Source organism: Tenacibaculum bernardetii, assembly GCF_029125915.1.
GTDB lineage: Bacteria > Bacteroidota > Bacteroidia > Flavobacteriales > Flavobacteriaceae > Polaribacter > Polaribacter bernardetii.
The window spans coordinates 25655-40589 of record NZ_JAQJCU010000018.1; the positions used below are offsets into that span (position 1 = coordinate 25655).

Consider the following 14935-nt stretch of genomic DNA (forward strand, 5'->3'; position numbering starts at 1 on the left):
AATTTTATTGATGTTTTTATTTTTAAATTATTATAACATTAATCGAATTAAGAACCAAACCAACCTTATTTCATTTTTTCGAAAAAGGTTAATTTATAGTCAGGTAATAGTTCCGGGTGAGAAATTTTTATAACATCTTTTAAAACTAAATCAGGTCGGGTGGGAGCTAGTTCAAAGTATAAAACACCACCTGTTTTTCCTTTTTTCAAAGCAGGAGAATAAATATGGTCATTTTTAAAAGCCTTGAATTCGGCGTAGTGTTTATTGCTGTTTAACATTTGCTCTTTAGAAGTGAAATAACCTGGGGCAATCCAAAAATCAGCATTTTTACCTTTATCTAAAATAGATTCGAAACTTAATGATAAACTCCCTTTTCCTTTGGTATGTTTCCATAAATAGTTAAGATTAGCATCATTTAAATATTTAGCAACAAAACTTTCCCCGGCAGGTAAATTCCAAATATCCTTGCTCATAATAGCGCCAGAAAGTACTGTTGGTTTGTTCGTTGCTTTTTTGGCAATTTCTATAGCTTCTAAATAATTCTTTTTTATAGTATTAAAAATACTATCAGCTTTTTTATTTTCGTTATATAAAGCTCCAAAAACTTTAATCCATTCTGCTCTACCAAGCGGTGTTTCTTCCAGCCAATCACCGTTTATAATAACTGGGATTCCTGCATTTTTTATGGTATTTAATGTTTTATTTGTTTTTCCCATCGAAAAACCAACAACTAAATCAGGTTTAATATCTATTAAAATTTCGGTGTTTAAAGATTGTTCTTTACCTAATTCTCTTACGTAGCCACTATCAATTAAAACTCTTGTTTTTTCTGAAGAAACATATTTGGTATGTGGAAAACCGATTAAGGTTTTTTCTTTGTTTAATAATTCTAATATAGGAATGTGAGTAGTTGAAGTAACGACTATTTCATTTATTGGAGTTTTTATATCAGCATTATCATTACCTAAACGATAGGTAAATGTTTCTTTAGATTTTGGATACGGAGTTTTAATAATCAATGTGGTTTGATTATTTTCTTTAACCAAATCGAAACCTAAAGCATGTGATATAATACTTTTACTCTCTATTACTTGTTCTTTTTCTTTTGATTTACATTGTGTTATTAAAATACATACAACGATAAAAAGTGATTTTCTTAAAAGAGTAATTTTCATGGCTTTTATTTTTGCAACAAGGATACAAAACTATTTTGTAATACCAATTTTTAAACTACATTTGCCGCGAATTTGGTTTTCTTTAAGAAATCTTCTTTAAGAAATTAAAAGGGAATTTGGTTAAAATCCAAAACTGTTCCCGCAACTGTAAGCTATAAAGCTTGTAACTATCACTTTTACCACTGTTTTTTTTAAAATGGGAAGGTAAGTTACAAGACGCAAGTCAGGAGACCTGCCAAAATCAAAAAAAAAAGTAAAAACTTTCGGGATAAAGGTTACTGTACTTATTACTATTCTGTACCGTACAAGAAATTTACCTGATTAATTGTAAAAATTAAATCATTAAAAATGAACAAACAATTACTAATTGTTGGTGCTATTGCATCTTTATTTGCAAGCACAAAAATTATTGCTCAAGAGCAAGAAAAAACTGAAAACTTAGATGAAGTTGTAGTAACAGCAACTAAAACTAAGATGAATAAAAAGAACATTGGAAAAATAGTTTACAAACTAACTTCAAAAGAGATTGAAGAGAGACAAGGAAAATCATTAACACAATTATTAAATGAAATTCCTGGTATTGAAATTAATGGTGCTCAGAGTAATAGAGGTCAAAATTTAGGAGTTTATATTAGAGGTGGTAGAAACAAGCAAACAGCTGTGTTAATTGATGGTATTAACGTAAATGATCCTTCATCTATTGCAGGAGATTTTGATTTAAGACAATTAGATTTAAATCAAATAGAATCTATAGAGGTTTTAAAAGGAGCTTCTTCAGTGTTATATGGTTCGGGAGCTGCTGCGGGTGTAATTAATATTATTTTAAAGAAAGGTTCACAAAAAGAATTTGAAGGAACTTTTACAACTTCATTAGGTAGTAATAGATCTGCAGAACACACAAAAATTGCAGGAGACGAGTTACAAGCTAATTTTAACTTTAAAGGAAAAATAGATAAGGTAACTTATTTATTAGGTTTAAATTCAAATAGTTCATCTGGTTTATCAGCAATAGAAAGCTTAAATAGCACGGCTAATAAAGAAGATAAGTTCTACCGACAAAATGCTTTATTAAAGATAGGATATGAAATTAATAATAAAGTTAAAGTTGGTATTCAAGGAAGCTTTAATAAGTTTAATAATGAGTTTGATTCTTCTTATCCAGCTGAAGATGCTGATTTATTTTCTGAAAGTAAACAGAACAGAGCTGTATTCACAACTGATTTTAGTTATGCGAAAGGAGAGTTAAAAGCGAGAGGTTTTTATACAGAAATAGACAGAGAATCGAATTCTTTTGGAGGTAGTATTTACCAAGGAGAAGTAAAAGGATTTGATGTATTTAATAATTACAGAGTTTCTAATCAGTTTTCTTTTTTAACAGGTATTACAGGACAATATCAAGACATGTTACAAGATGGCGTTATTGAAAAAGGAACTGCAAAACAAAGTTTTTATGATCCTTACGTATCGTTAAACTATAATTCTGATTTTGGATTTAATATAAATGGAGGTGTTCGTATGAATATTCATAATGAGTATGGAAACCATTTTGTTTATAATGTAAACCCATCTTATAATTTAAAAGTCTTAGAAGATAAAAAATTAAAACTTTTCGCTTCTTACGGTACAGCATTTATAACACCAACATTAACTGAAATATTTAATAAAGCAGATAGCGTTGATGAGTTAACACCTGAAAAAGATTTTACGATAGAAGGAGGTTTTGAGTTTGATGTTTTAGATAATGTAACTTTAAATGCAACATATTTTTATAGAGAAGAAACAGATAAAGTAGTTTGGAATGCTGGTAAATACTTAAACAATATAGGTACTTTTAACTTAAAAGGTATTGAAGCAGGTATAACTTACAATCCTTTAAAACAATTATCATTTTCGGCAGATTATACTTATACTAATATTGATGGTGGTGTAAGTGTTATTAATTTACCAAAACAAAAATTTGGAGCAAATATTAATTATCAATTGGCTTCGAAAACTTTTGTGAATGCAACATACAGATTCACCGGAGAAAGAGAAACTTTTGGTGGTCTTTTAGATTCATATAGTGTAGTTGATTTTTTTATAAACCATAAAGTATTAAAAGATAAAGTAACTTTCTTCGGAAGTGTAACAAATTTATTAAATGATAATTTTCAAGATGTAAGTGCATATACAGCTAGAGGAAGAAATTATAATTTAGGATTAAAAGTTAAGTTTTAATAAAGAGGGAGAATTGCATAGTAAATAGTGAAAAGAAAAAGAAGAAAAAATCCTACCTTAATTGGTAGGATTTTTTTTATAAGAATTTGTCACGGATATTTTTAGAGGGAATCATACATGCATCTTTTTTACCAAACCAATTATACCTGTTTTTAGCGATAAAATCATAGACGATATTTCGTATACCTTCAGGTATAAAGAAGAAAACTTGTGTAAGTTTCCAAAAACCACCAAACTTATTCATAATTTTTAGAGCAGCAGTAGATTTAATCTCATAAGAAATATTTGGTGCATATAAAATAATAGCATCAATTTTTAAAGTATCTATACCCAAATGATTTGTTATTTTTTTTCCAATATCAGATTGTAAAGAAGCAAATACAAATTTGTTTTTTTTATCAAAACGAATAATCCATAGAACTGTATTATTGCAAAAATTACAAACTCCGTCAAATAAAATTATCTCCTTATCCTTTGGTAAATCAATCATTTACGTGTATTTATTATAATTAAATTTAAAAATAATGTAATATTTTGTAACATAATTCAAAATTAGGCGTCTTGTAAGAAAGTAAATAGTGATTTAACATAAAATTAGTAATAAGCTAATTATCAGTATTTAATTTAGATTTTTATAAAATTAACCAAGCAATGATTCGAATAGAAAACCTACACAAATCCTATCCAATAGGTAAAGACTCACTTCATGTTTTAAAAGGATTAGATTTACACATAAAAGAAGGTGAATTTGTTTCGATTATGGGTTCTTCTGGATCAGGAAAATCAACCTTATTAAACATTGTAGGTTTATTAGATACACACGATGAAGGTAAGTATTATTTAAACGGAGAATTAATTGAAAATTTAAATGAGAAAAAAGCAGCAATCTTACGTAATAAGTTCTTAGGATTCATTTTTCAATCATTTAACTTAATATCATACAAAACAGCATTAGAAAACGTTGCTTTACCTTTATATTATAAAGGAGTTGCTAGAAAAGAACGTTTAGAAATTGCATTAAGTTACCTAGAAAAAGTAGGTTTAAAAGATTGGGCACACCATTTACCAAACGAGCTTTCGGGAGGTCAGAAACAACGTGTTGCTATTGCAAGAGCTTTAGCTACAAAACCAAAGGTGGTTTTAGCCGATGAACCAACAGGAGCATTAGATTCATCTACAACAGATTCTGTAATGGGTTTATTACAAGAAATTAATGATGAAGGAATGACTGTTTTTGTAATTACACACGAAGAGGAAGTTGCAGAACAAACTAATAGAATTGTACGTTTAAAAGACGGTGTGATTATAAGTGATGAATACACCAAAGCAAAAGCAATTTAATTATGTTTGATATAGATACTTGGAGAGAAATTTTTCAAAGCATCAGCAAAAATAAACTACGATCTATATTATCGGGTTTTACGGTTGCCTTTGCAATTTTACTATTTACCTTACTTTTTGGTATTGGTAACGGACTTCAAAACACTTTTAAAGAACAGTTTGCTTCAGATGCAATTAATTCAATTTACATCAGTTCAAACAGCACAACTAAAGCATATAAAGGACACCAGGTTGGACGAAGAATTCAATTTAAAAATGATGATTTTGATTTTTTAAAGGAAGAGTATTCTGATAAAATTCAAATGATTAGTCCGCGTATACAAAGAAGCTCAAAAGTTGTTTATAAAACGGAAGAAGACAATTATACCATTAGAGGTGTATATCCGCAATATGACATATTAGAATCAGCCGAAATAACAGAAGGACGTTTTTTAAACTTTAGAGATTTAAACGAAAGATCGAAAGTAATTGTTATCGGTCGTATGGTTGAAAAAGATTTATTCGGTCAATTAAGTGCTTTTGGTAAGCAATTAAATATTGGCGGAATAATGTATAAAGTTATCGGTGTTTTTTCTGATCCAGGAGGCGATAGTGATGAGCGTTATATTTACACACCATTTACTACTATGCAGCAAATTTATGGTAATAACGATCATATTGGCGACTTCGGATTAACGTACAACCCAAAATTAAGTATTGATGAGGCTATCGCGTTCGGAAACAAAATGCTTCGTGAATTAAAGAAAAAACACGAAATAGATCCAAACGATCAAAGAGGAATTAGAGTCAACAATTACGCATCAGATAACAAAGAGGTGTCTAGTATGATGGTTGGTTTAGGTATTTTAATTTTAATAATTGGTTTAGGAACTCTAATTGCTGGTGTTGTAGGTATAAGTAACATTATGGTATACGTTGTAAAAGAACGTACTAAAGAACTAGGAATTAGAAAAGCCATAGGAGCAAAACCAAGTTCTATTATAACAATGATTATGTTAGAAGCTATTTTAATAACCGCTTTGGCAGGATATTTAGGATTGGTAATAGGAGTAGGTATTTTAGAAATTACCGGACCAAGTTTAGAACAATATTTTATTCTAAATCCAGGGGTATCGAAACCAGTTGTAGTGGGAGCTACCATAACATTGATATTAGCAGGAGTGATTGCAGGTTATTTACCAGCAAAAAAAGCAGCACAAATTAAACCAATAGTAGCCTTAAGAGCAGATTAATTATGAAATTTCTATTTGATAAAGATGTATGGCAAGAAATTTACGAAAGTATTCGTAAAAATAAAACCAGAACTGCAATTACAATTTTTGGAGCCTTTTGGGGAATTCTACTTCTTGTAGGATTGTTAGGTGCTGCCAAAGGAATTGAAAATGGTTTTAATAGTATGTTTGGTGATTTTGCAACCAACAGTGTTTTTATGGCTGGTGGTAGAACATCAAAAGCTTTTAAAGGTTTTCAGGAAGGTAGGCAAATACAATTAACAACAAGCGATGTTGAAAAAATTAAAACCGAAGTTAAAGGTATAGAATTTGTTGTGCCAAGAAATGCTACCGGAGGTTTGGTAGTAAACGGAATAAAAACAGCAAACCTAACTATTTTCGGAGATTACCCGTTATTAGATAAAGTTCAAAAGAAAAACTTAATTGAAGGTCGTTTTATCAATCAGAATGATATTAACGAAAATAAAAAAGTTTGTGTAATTAGCGACGATGTTTACGAGCAGTTATTCGATAAAAATGAAGAGGTTTTAGGTACTTATTTAAAAGTAAACAATATTGGTTATAAAGTTATTGGCGTATACAAGCCAGGTAGAATAGGAGGAAGAGGTAACACTGTACATATTCCGTTTAGCACTTTCCGCTTGGTTTACAATTCGGGTAACAAGTTTCAATGGATGATGATAACCGGTAAAGAAGGTTTTGATATCGAACAAGTAGAAACAGATGTTAAAGGGTTATTAAAAAGTATTCACAAAATTCACCCTGATGATAGCCGTGCTTTTAACGGCTTTAATTTAGGAAAAGAAATAGCCAAAGTAACAGGTTTTTTAACAGGAATGCAGTTTTTAACTTGGTTCGTTGGTATTGCAACATTAATTGCAGGAGTATTTGCGATTGGTAATATTTTATTAATTACAGTTAAGGAACGTACAAAAGAAATTGGTATTCGAAGAGCATTAGGTGCAACACCTATTATGATTCGTCAGCAAATTATATTAGAATCAATTTTCTTAACATTATTAGCAGGATCATTAGGTATCATTGCAGGTGGTTTAATTTTAATGCTAATTGATAAAGCAGATATTTTAACAAATCCAACAGTAAACATACCAATCGTATTAATTGCATATGCAGTTTTAATAATACTAGGTACATTTATAGGATTTATACCAGCATACATGGCTACAGTTATACAGCCAATTGAAGCATTAAGAGAAGAATAAAAAAAATCAATTAACAAGAATATAAATAGATAAAAATGAAAAAAGTAATCATCTTTGGCGGAATTGCGTTAGCATTAGTACTAGTGTTAATATGGTTTGGAAAGAAGAATAGCGCTTCACCAATAGAGTATAAAACAGAAAAAGCTTTTAAAGCTACAATTGTTAAAAAGAGTGTTGCTACAGGTAAAGTAGTTCCTTTAGAAGAGGTTGAAATAAAACCTCAAATTGCAGGAATTATTGATAAAATAGCCGTTATAGAAGGTGCAATTGTTAAGTCAGGAGATTTAATTGCAACTGTAAGAGTAGTGCCAAACGTTGCTTCTTTAAACAGAGCAAATGGTATTGTTAAAAATGCAAAATTGTCATTTAATAATGCTAAAAATCAGTTTGATAGAGATAAGAGTCTTTTTAATAAGGGAGTAATATCTCGTCAACAATTTGAAAACTCTGAATTAAGTTTTAACAATTCAAAGCAAAACTTAGCAAATGCACAATCAGATATGGATATCATTAAAAAAGGTACCACATCAGGTTTAGGAAGTGCAGCAAACACAAGTATTAGAGCTACTACTGATGGTATGATTGTAGAGATTCCTGTTAAAAAAGGATATCAAGTAACACAAACAAACGATTTTAACGCCGGTACTACGATTGCTCGTATTGCAGATATGACTAAAATGATTTTTGAAGGTCAGGTTGATGAATCAGAAGTTGGTAAATTAGTAAAAGGAACAAAAATTGAAGTAGCTTTAGGTGCTATTGAAGATAAAAAATTCCCAGCAGTATTAAACTTTATCGCTCCAAAAGGAACAGATGAAGGAGGAGCAGTTCAATTTAAAATTAAAGCAGATGTAACTTTAGATGATTCTCACTTTATTAGAGCAGGTTATAGTGCAAATGCCGAAATTGTTTTAGCTAGAAGAGATAGTGTTTTATCTATTAAAGAAGCATTATTACAATTCGACAGAAAAACTGAAAAGCCATATATTGAAATTAAAACTGGTGATCAAGAATATGAAAAGAAAGATGTTAAATTAGGATTGTCTGACGGAGTAAATGTTGAAGTTTTAGAGGGAGTTACAGCAACCGATGAAATTAAAATATGGAATAAAGTTTCTAAAGAAGAATCTAAAAACGGAAAGAATTAATAGTAGTTACTTCCTATAAAAAAAGCAACTCATTTGAGTTGCTTTTTTTATGCTATTTATTTAAAACTATCCTTTGTAAAAAGGTAATTTAACCACCTTTGCAGGAATTTGTTTTTTACGAATCTGAATAAAAATTTCAGAATCTACTTTAGAAAGTTCTTTCGTTACATATCCTAAGCCAATTCCTATTCCTAAAGAAGGACTCATTGTACCAGAGGTAACTCTACCTATATTATTTCCATCAGCATCAACTATTTCATAATCATGACGAGGAACACCGCGTTCTGTTAATTCAAAGGCTACTAATTTTTTAGTAACACCGGCTTCTTTTTGTGCTTTTAAAGCTTCGGCATTTACAAAGTCTTTGGTAAACTTGGTTATCCAACCTAAACCAGCTTCTAAAGGAGAAGTAGTATCATCAATATCATTACCATATAGACAATATCCCATTTCTAAGCGTAAAGTGTCACGAGCTGCTAAACCAATAGGTTTAATTTCCCAATCAGCACCAGCTTCAAAAACTTTTTTCCAAAGTTGTTCTACATCTTTGTTTTTAACATAAATTTCAAATCCGCCAGAACCAGTGTAACCTGTTGCTGATACAACTACGTTTGGAATTCCTGCAAAATCAGTAATTTCGAAAGTATAAAACTTAATAGTAGATAAGTTTACTGAAGTTAACGATTGCATAGCTTCAACAGCTTTTGGACCTTGAATAGCTAATAAAGACCAATCATCAGAACGATCTTCCATTTCAACTTTTAAATCGTTGTGTTTAGAAATCCAGTTCCAATCTTTTTCAATATTAGAAGCATTTACTACTAGCATATATTCGTTCTTGGCAATCATGTAAATGATTAAATCATCTACTATTCCTCCATCTGCATTTGGCATACAACTATATTGTGCTTTTCCAGGAACTAATTTAGAAGCGTCATTAGAGGCTATTTTCTGAATTAAAGCCAAAGCATTTTCTCCTTTTAAGAAAAATTCACCCATGTGACTTACATCAAAAACACCCACACCTTTTCTTACGGTTTCGTGTTCTATATTTACACCCTCGTATTGTACAGGCATGTTGTAACCCGCAAACGGAACTATTTTAGCGCCTAAAGCTTCATGAATATGTGTTAATGCAGTATTTTTCATTTTAAAGTTGTTTGTTTTATAAAAAGTACTGCTAAAATATCGAAAATATGACAAACAAATAGTGTCATTCAATTTAATATTTTAAGAAGTAAATTATCAAGAAGAGTAGTACATTTGATAAGCTTTAAATAAGTAGTAATGAAGTTTAGTAAAAAAACGATTTCTAATATTGTATTTGTAATTATAATCGGTTTATTGTTATATCCGCCAACGAAAGTATATTTTATACGGTTGATTTCTTTTTCGCCTTCGGTTATTACTGATGATAAGCAAGAAAAATTAACGGATTATAACTGGAACTTAAAAGGATTAAATACGGCGAATATTGATTTTAATGAAACCAAAAATAAGGTTGTCTTCATAAATTTTTGGGCAACTTGGTGTCCTCCTTGTATTGCAGAAATGCCAAGTATTCAAAAATTATATGATGATTATAAAGACAAAGTAACCTTTGTTTTTGTAAGTAATGAAAACTGGACTGTTATTGATGATTTTTACATTAAAAATAGTTATAATTTACCTACTTATAATACCTTGAGTAAAGTTCCTGGGCAATTAAAAAGTAATTCGATTCCTGCTACTTTTATTATTGATAAAAAAGGAAACATTGTTACCGATAAAAAAGGACCAGCTAATTGGAATAGTACTAAAGTTAGAGAATTATTAGACGAATTAATCAAGTAGAAACTTTACTTTTGTGTTTTTTAATATATTATGAGCCAAGAACAACCAAATAATCCGCTTCACGGAATAAAATTAGCCACCATGCTAGAAGAATTATATTTAGAATATGGTTGGGAAGAATTAGGTGAAATTTTAAAGATAAATGCGTTTAAAAATAATCCTACTTACAAATCTGGTTTAAAGTTTTTAAGAACTACTCCTTGGGCAAGAACTAAAGTAGAAGCATTGTACTTAGAGTATATTAGTTAATTTAAGTCATATTTCTTTTTTTAGCATCATTCCGAATTTATTTCGGAATCACATCTGACATGAAGCTTGTCGTTTGTTAAGAGAACCTGAAACAAGTTCAGGTTGACGTATTCAGTCTATCGTTAATAACGGGTAATCATAAATAAATTTCATTTAAAAGCTAAATAATTTCGTCTTTTAAAACCAATTCACTCCATTCTTTTGGTTTTTCTAACATAGGGAAATGTCCTGTGTTTTGTAGCCATAATAATGTATTGTTAGGTATTTCTTTATGCAACAACTCAGCAATTTCTTTTACGGCAATAGGGTCGTGTGTTGCCCATACAATTTTTGTTTCGATGTTGGTTTGTGTTAAAGCACCAATCCAACGATGCCAAAAATAATAACGCTCGTTAATATAATTACTTAATAAGTGAATCACATTCCGACCATTATTATAATTAATTTGAAACCACATTTCGTTTAACTCGGATTTAGAAACTTTAGATTTATCAAAATATATATTCTTTATATTTCGATTAAAAAGAGCTTGATTCGCCAATTTAGCAACCCATTTTCCTGTAATTTTATTTTTTAATAATTTCTGAATCGTTCTTAGTTTAGCCAATTCAATATGCATGCTTCCGTTACATAAAATCAATTTATCTATCGTAATATTTGCTTGATTTATATTGGCACGCGCAATAATTTCGGTAGCAATACTTGTTCCGTAATCGTGTGCTAATAGAGTTATGTTTTGTAAAGCTAGTTTTTTCCATAAAAGTAAAGCGATATCGGCTTGTTCAATTAAAGAATACGAATAATTTAAAGGTTTGTCTGAAAAACCAAAGCCTAAATGATCGTGAATAATCACTCGATATTTTTTAGTTAAATAAGGCAACGCTTTATAATAATCAAAAGAAGATGTTGGGTATCCATGTAAAATGATTAATGTATTCTCATGATTTCCTTCATCAATAACAAAAATATCTCGATTATTAACTCTAATAATATTTCCTTTTGCTTTCCATTCTAATGAAGTCATAAATACCTTTATTTTTCTGTTTACAATGTAGTGATTTTTGTGTAGTTTTGATTTTGTCAGTTCGAGTAAAATTTATTTGAACAGATAAGAGAAAATTAAAATTATATAGAGAACTGAAAAAAAACTTCTCGATATAACTTTATTCATTTCAATCATAAAATTACTCGAAGTGACACCATATTTCATCGACGTCATATTACCAATTCCGTTAAAAAAAACATTTACATATTCGGTAAATGAGGCAGAGTTTTCATTCCTGAAAAAAGGAATGCGAGTAGCTGTTTCTTTTGGTAAAAGTAAAATTTACACTGCTTTGGTGTTTAACATTCATCAAAATGCACCAGAATTATACGAGGCAAAAGACATTCATCAAATTTTAGATGAAAAACCTATTGTAACGGAGCGTCAATTAAAACATTGGGAATGGATTTCTAGTTATTATATGTGTTCTTTAGGAGATGTTTACAGAGCAGCATTACCATCTGCTTTTTTATTGGAAAGTGAAACGATTATTTACAAAAACGAAACTTTTACTGATGAAACAAGTTTAACAGATTCAGAGTTTTTAATTTTTGAAGCACTACAGCATCATTCGCAAATAACTATTCACCAGGTAGCAGATATTTTAGGTAAGAAAACAGTTTTGCCAATTATCGATGGATTGATAAACAAAGAAGCCGCTTTTATTAAAGAGGAAATTTACGAAACATATAAACCGAAATTAGTCAAGTATGTTCGTTTAAATTCGAAATATACCTCAAACGAAGCTTTGCAGAATTTGTTAGAAGAGCTTTCTAGAGCAAAAAAACAACGAGAAGCTGTATTGACTTATTTTCAATTATCAGTTTCTAAAAAACCAATAAAGAGTAAGGAATTAGAAGATAAATCGGGCACTTCATCAGCAGTTTTAAAAGCATTGGTGGATAAAGAGATTTTCGAGTTTTATGAAATTCAAACAGATCGAATTAATTTTAAAGGTGAAACCAATGAAATAAAAGAACTGAACGAATTTCAGCAGCAATCTTTTAATGAAATAAAAACTTCTTTTGAAACTCAAAATGTAACACTTTTACACGGAGTTACCGGTTCAGGGAAAACAGAAATATATGTAAAACTGATAAAAGAGGTTATAGCGGAAGGCAAGCAAGTATTGTTTTTATTACCCGAAATAGCTTTAACAACACAAATAATTACGCGTTTACAGCGTTATTTTGGAAGCTTTATATCAGTATTCCACTCAAAATACTCTATGAATGAAAGGGTAGAAGTTTGGAATAACGTGTTAGAGAATAAGCCGAAAGCACAAATAATATTAGGTGCAAGATCATCAGGGTTTTTACCTTTTTCTAACTTAGGGTTAATAGTTGTTGATGAAGAACACGAAAGTTCGTACAAACAATTCGAGCCTTCGCCACGTTATAATGCACGAGATGCAGCGGTAGTTTTAGGTCATTTACATAAAGCAAAAGTATTGTTAGGCTCTGCAACGCCGTCTTTAGAGAGTTATTATAACGCGAAACAAAATAAGTATGGTTTTGTAGAATTAACAAGACGTTTTGGGAATATTCAATTACCAAAAATTGAGTTGATTGATGTAAAAGAAAAACATCGAAAAAAGGAAATGAAAGGTCATTTTTCTGACCGATTGTTAAAAATGATAACGGAGGCGTTAGAAGAAAAAGAACAGGTGATTTTATTTCAAAACCGACGTGGATTTTCACCTGTCGTAGAGTGTACAACTTGCGGTGTTTCTCCCGAATGTCCAAATTGTGACGTGAGTTTAACGTTTCATAAATTCCGACGTGAATTAAAATGTCATTACTGCCACTATCAACGTTCAATGCCAAATAGTTGCGGTGCTTGTGGTAGCGCAACTCTAGATACTAAAGGGTTTGGAACCGAACAGATTGAATTAGAATTAAAAGAACTTTTTCCGAAGTATAAAATCGGAAGAATGGATTTAGATACGACACGTGGTAAATATGGATATCAAAAAATAATTGGTGCTTTTGAGGCCCAGGAAATTGATATTTTAGTTGGTACACAAATGTTATCGAAAGGATTAGATTTTGAAAACGTATCGTTAGTAGGCGTTTTAAGTGCCGATTCGATGTTGAATTTCCCAGATTTTAGAGCACACGAAAGAGCTTATCAATTAATGGTACAAGTATCGGGTAGGGCAGGACGAAGCAAAAAGCAAGGTAAGGTTGCGATACAAACGTATAACCCGTATCATCAAATTTTACAGCAGGTCTCTTCCACAAATTATGCTGAGATGTATAAGGAGCAACTACAAGAACGTTGGCAATTTAAATATCCGCCATATTTTCGATTGATAAAAATTACGTTGAAACACAAAGATTACAATCGTGTAGAAAACGGCGTAAACTGGTTGGCAAAATCATTACAAATTGTTTTTCAGGATAATGTATTGGGTCCAACAGCTCCGGCAGTTTCTCGTGTTCGTAATTTGTATATTAAAAACTTGATTATAAAAATTCCGCCAAAACAATCGTTGGCAAAAACAAAAGAGCAACTGCAAAAAGTAAGAAATACATTTGAAGGGATAAAAGATTTTAGACCAATCCGTTTTATTATTGATGTAGATGCTTATTAAAAATCTCTAATATCAACAATATCTCCGCTTTTTAATTGGTTTTCGGTATCTACTTTGTAAATAATTTCAGCTACAAATTCAGGCGTATATAATTCGTTATTTTCTTTTAAATCAACAAAACGTTGTAAGCTATTAAAGTCAGTTTTATTAGTACTTCTAATTTCTGATTGCATGTTGGTGTCTACAACGCCAGGATATATAGCATTACATTTTACACCGTTTTTTACTTCAATTTGTTCCGTAGCAATAGCTTTAGTCATCATGTCAATTGCAGCTTTTGACGTGCAGTAAATAGACCAACCTTGATATGGACTTTTCGCAGCTCCGGAAGAAATATTAATAATCTGTTTTTTACAACTTAATTGTTCTGTTATTTTGATAAATAGGCTAGATAGTATAATTGGAGTAGTAGTATTTAACTGAATTGTTTTGGAAATATCGATAGGTTTTAAATTTTCTAGATTAGATATTTTACCTAAACGTCCAGCATTATTAATTAAAGTAATTGAGGAAATATTGGTATTAACAATTTCTTCTAAAAGAGTACTAAAAGTGTTTTCTGTTTCTGTAAGATTCGATAAGTCTATATTAATATTTGTTACGTTTGCTAAATCAGAAGATGTTCTAGCCAAAGAATATACTTTGTAGTTTTCTGTAGCATATTTATTAGCCAATGCTTTTCCGATTCCTTTGCTACCACCTGTAATAATAATTATATCCATAAAGTAAAAATACAAAATGAAATATTATTATGAGGAAAAATGGTGAAGTAATGTATCATATCAAAACAATAAAGAGTAGTTTTAGGAAAGTTTATTTTATTGAAATAGAGATTGCTTCACTTTGTTTGCAATGACGAATTCTATACGTCATTAC

Annotated in this window: 13 protein-coding genes and 1 riboswitch; of the genes, 8 read left to right on the forward strand and 5 right to left on the reverse strand. The window is 30.3% G+C overall.

Features of this window, described 5'->3' with window-relative positions:
* Window positions 1-65: 65 nt before the first annotated feature.
* On the reverse strand, window positions 66-1175 hold the full coding sequence (locus P2G10_RS11865) for an ABC transporter substrate-binding protein (RefSeq protein ID WP_275316796.1): 1110 nt from the start codon (window positions 1173-1175) through the stop codon (window positions 66-68).
* A gap of 56 nt (window positions 1176-1231) precedes the next feature.
* Window positions 1232-1429: riboswitch (cobalamin riboswitch) on the forward strand.
* 94 nt (window positions 1430-1523) lie between these two features.
* Between P2G10_RS11865 and P2G10_RS11870 the strand changes: the two genes are divergently transcribed.
* Window positions 1524-3392 (forward strand): TonB-dependent receptor plug domain-containing protein, encoded by a 1869-nt coding sequence (locus tag P2G10_RS11870; RefSeq protein WP_275316797.1) that lies wholly within the window; start codon window positions 1524-1526, stop codon window positions 3390-3392.
* A gap of 76 nt (window positions 3393-3468) precedes the next feature.
* On the opposite strand, the gene P2G10_RS11875 is transcribed toward P2G10_RS11870, so the two are convergent.
* Window positions 3469-3882, reverse strand: a complete 414-nt coding sequence (locus P2G10_RS11875) for a thiol-disulfide oxidoreductase DCC family protein (protein ID WP_275316798.1) — start codon at window positions 3880-3882, stop codon at window positions 3469-3471.
* A gap of 161 nt (window positions 3883-4043) precedes the next feature.
* On the opposite strand from P2G10_RS11875, the gene P2G10_RS11880 reads away from it, so the two are divergent.
* The 4 genes from P2G10_RS11880 to P2G10_RS11895 are packed head-to-tail and all read left to right on the forward strand — an operon-like array spanning window position 4044 to window position 8336.
* Window positions 4044-4733: an ABC transporter ATP-binding protein gene (locus P2G10_RS11880; protein ID WP_218772611.1), complete on the forward strand. Its 690-nt coding sequence runs from the start codon at window positions 4044-4046 to the stop codon at window positions 4731-4733.
* A gap of 2 nt (window positions 4734-4735) precedes the next feature.
* Window positions 4736-5965, forward strand: a complete 1230-nt coding sequence (locus tag P2G10_RS11885) for an ABC transporter permease (RefSeq protein ID WP_275316799.1) — start codon at window positions 4736-4738, stop codon at window positions 5963-5965.
* A gap of 2 nt (window positions 5966-5967) precedes the next feature.
* Window positions 5968-7188: an ABC transporter permease gene (locus P2G10_RS11890; protein ID WP_275316801.1), complete on the forward strand. Its 1221-nt coding sequence runs from the start codon at window positions 5968-5970 to the stop codon at window positions 7186-7188.
* 35 nt (window positions 7189-7223) lie between these two features.
* Window positions 7224-8336, forward strand: coding sequence for an efflux RND transporter periplasmic adaptor subunit (locus tag P2G10_RS11895; protein ID WP_218772608.1), 1113 nt, complete (start codon window positions 7224-7226; stop codon window positions 8334-8336).
* Between the two features lie 66 nt (window positions 8337-8402).
* Here the strand turns inward: P2G10_RS11895 and gcvT are convergent, their stop codons facing one another.
* A complete protein-coding gene (gene gcvT, locus P2G10_RS11900; RefSeq protein WP_275316802.1) occupies window positions 8403-9485 on the reverse strand; it encodes a glycine cleavage system aminomethyltransferase GcvT in 1083 nt (360 codons plus the stop codon).
* A gap of 138 nt (window positions 9486-9623) precedes the next feature.
* Here gcvT and P2G10_RS11905 point away from each other — a divergent pair, with 138 nt between their 5' ends.
* Window positions 9624-10169, forward strand: coding sequence for a TlpA family protein disulfide reductase (locus tag P2G10_RS11905; protein ID WP_275316804.1), 546 nt, complete (start codon window positions 9624-9626; stop codon window positions 10167-10169).
* A gap of 30 nt (window positions 10170-10199) precedes the next feature.
* Window positions 10200-10418 carry a VF530 family protein gene (locus P2G10_RS11910; RefSeq protein WP_218772605.1) on the forward strand — a complete coding sequence of 73 codons (219 nt, stop codon included), beginning with the start codon at window positions 10200-10202 and terminating at the stop codon, window positions 10416-10418.
* Window positions 10419-10578: 160 nt separating this feature from the next.
* Here the strand turns inward: P2G10_RS11910 and P2G10_RS11915 are convergent, their stop codons facing one another.
* On the reverse strand, window positions 10579-11442 hold the full coding sequence (locus P2G10_RS11915) for an alpha/beta fold hydrolase (protein ID WP_275316806.1): 864 nt from the start codon (window positions 11440-11442) through the stop codon (window positions 10579-10581).
* Window positions 11443-11611: 169 nt separating this feature from the next.
* On the opposite strand from P2G10_RS11915, the gene priA reads away from it, so the two are divergent.
* Window positions 11612-14059 (forward strand): replication restart helicase PriA, encoded by a 2448-nt coding sequence (gene priA, locus P2G10_RS11920; protein ID WP_275316807.1) that lies wholly within the window; start codon window positions 11612-11614, stop codon window positions 14057-14059.
* On the opposite strand, the gene P2G10_RS11925 is transcribed toward priA, so the two are convergent.
* Window positions 14056-14781, reverse strand: coding sequence for a (S)-benzoin forming benzil reductase (locus P2G10_RS11925; RefSeq protein ID WP_275316809.1), 726 nt, complete (start codon window positions 14779-14781; stop codon window positions 14056-14058). The two genes, priA and P2G10_RS11925, sit on opposite strands and share 4 nt — an antisense overlap.
* Window positions 14782-14935: the final 154 nt, after the last annotated feature.

What these genes read in the sequence shown, in the direction of transcription:
- P2G10_RS11895 (WP_218772608.1), top strand. Translation starts at nt 7,224, where the DNA reads ATGAAAAAAGTAATCATCTTTGGCGGAATTGCGTTAGCATTAGTACTA.
- P2G10_RS11885 (WP_275316799.1), top strand. Translation starts at nt 4,736, where the DNA reads ATGTTTGATATAGATACTTGGAGAGAAATTTTTCAAAGCATCAGCAAA.
- P2G10_RS11905 (WP_275316804.1), top strand. Translation starts at nt 9,624, where the DNA reads ATGAAGTTTAGTAAAAAAACGATTTCTAATATTGTATTTGTAATTATA.
- P2G10_RS11880 (WP_218772611.1), top strand. Translation starts at nt 4,044, where the DNA reads ATGATTCGAATAGAAAACCTACACAAATCCTATCCAATAGGTAAAGAC.
- P2G10_RS11870 (WP_275316797.1), top strand. Translation starts at nt 1,524, where the DNA reads ATGAACAAACAATTACTAATTGTTGGTGCTATTGCATCTTTATTTGCA.
- P2G10_RS11890 (WP_275316801.1), top strand. Translation starts at nt 5,968, where the DNA reads ATGAAATTTCTATTTGATAAAGATGTATGGCAAGAAATTTACGAAAGT.
- P2G10_RS11925 (WP_275316809.1), bottom strand. Translation starts at nt 14,781, where the DNA reads ATGGATATAATTATTATTACAGGTGGTAGCAAAGGAATCGGAAAAGCA.
- P2G10_RS11875 (WP_275316798.1), bottom strand. Translation starts at nt 3,882, where the DNA reads ATGATTGATTTACCAAAGGATAAGGAGATAATTTTATTTGACGGAGTT.
- P2G10_RS11915 (WP_275316806.1), bottom strand. Translation starts at nt 11,442, where the DNA reads ATGACTTCATTAGAATGGAAAGCAAAAGGAAATATTATTAGAGTTAAT.
- P2G10_RS11910 (WP_218772605.1), top strand. Translation starts at nt 10,200, where the DNA reads ATGAGCCAAGAACAACCAAATAATCCGCTTCACGGAATAAAATTAGCC.
- gcvT (WP_275316802.1), bottom strand. Translation starts at nt 9,485, where the DNA reads ATGAAAAATACTGCATTAACACATATTCATGAAGCTTTAGGCGCTAAA.
- P2G10_RS11865 (WP_275316796.1), bottom strand. Translation starts at nt 1,175, where the DNA reads ATGAAAATTACTCTTTTAAGAAAATCACTTTTTATCGTTGTATGTATT.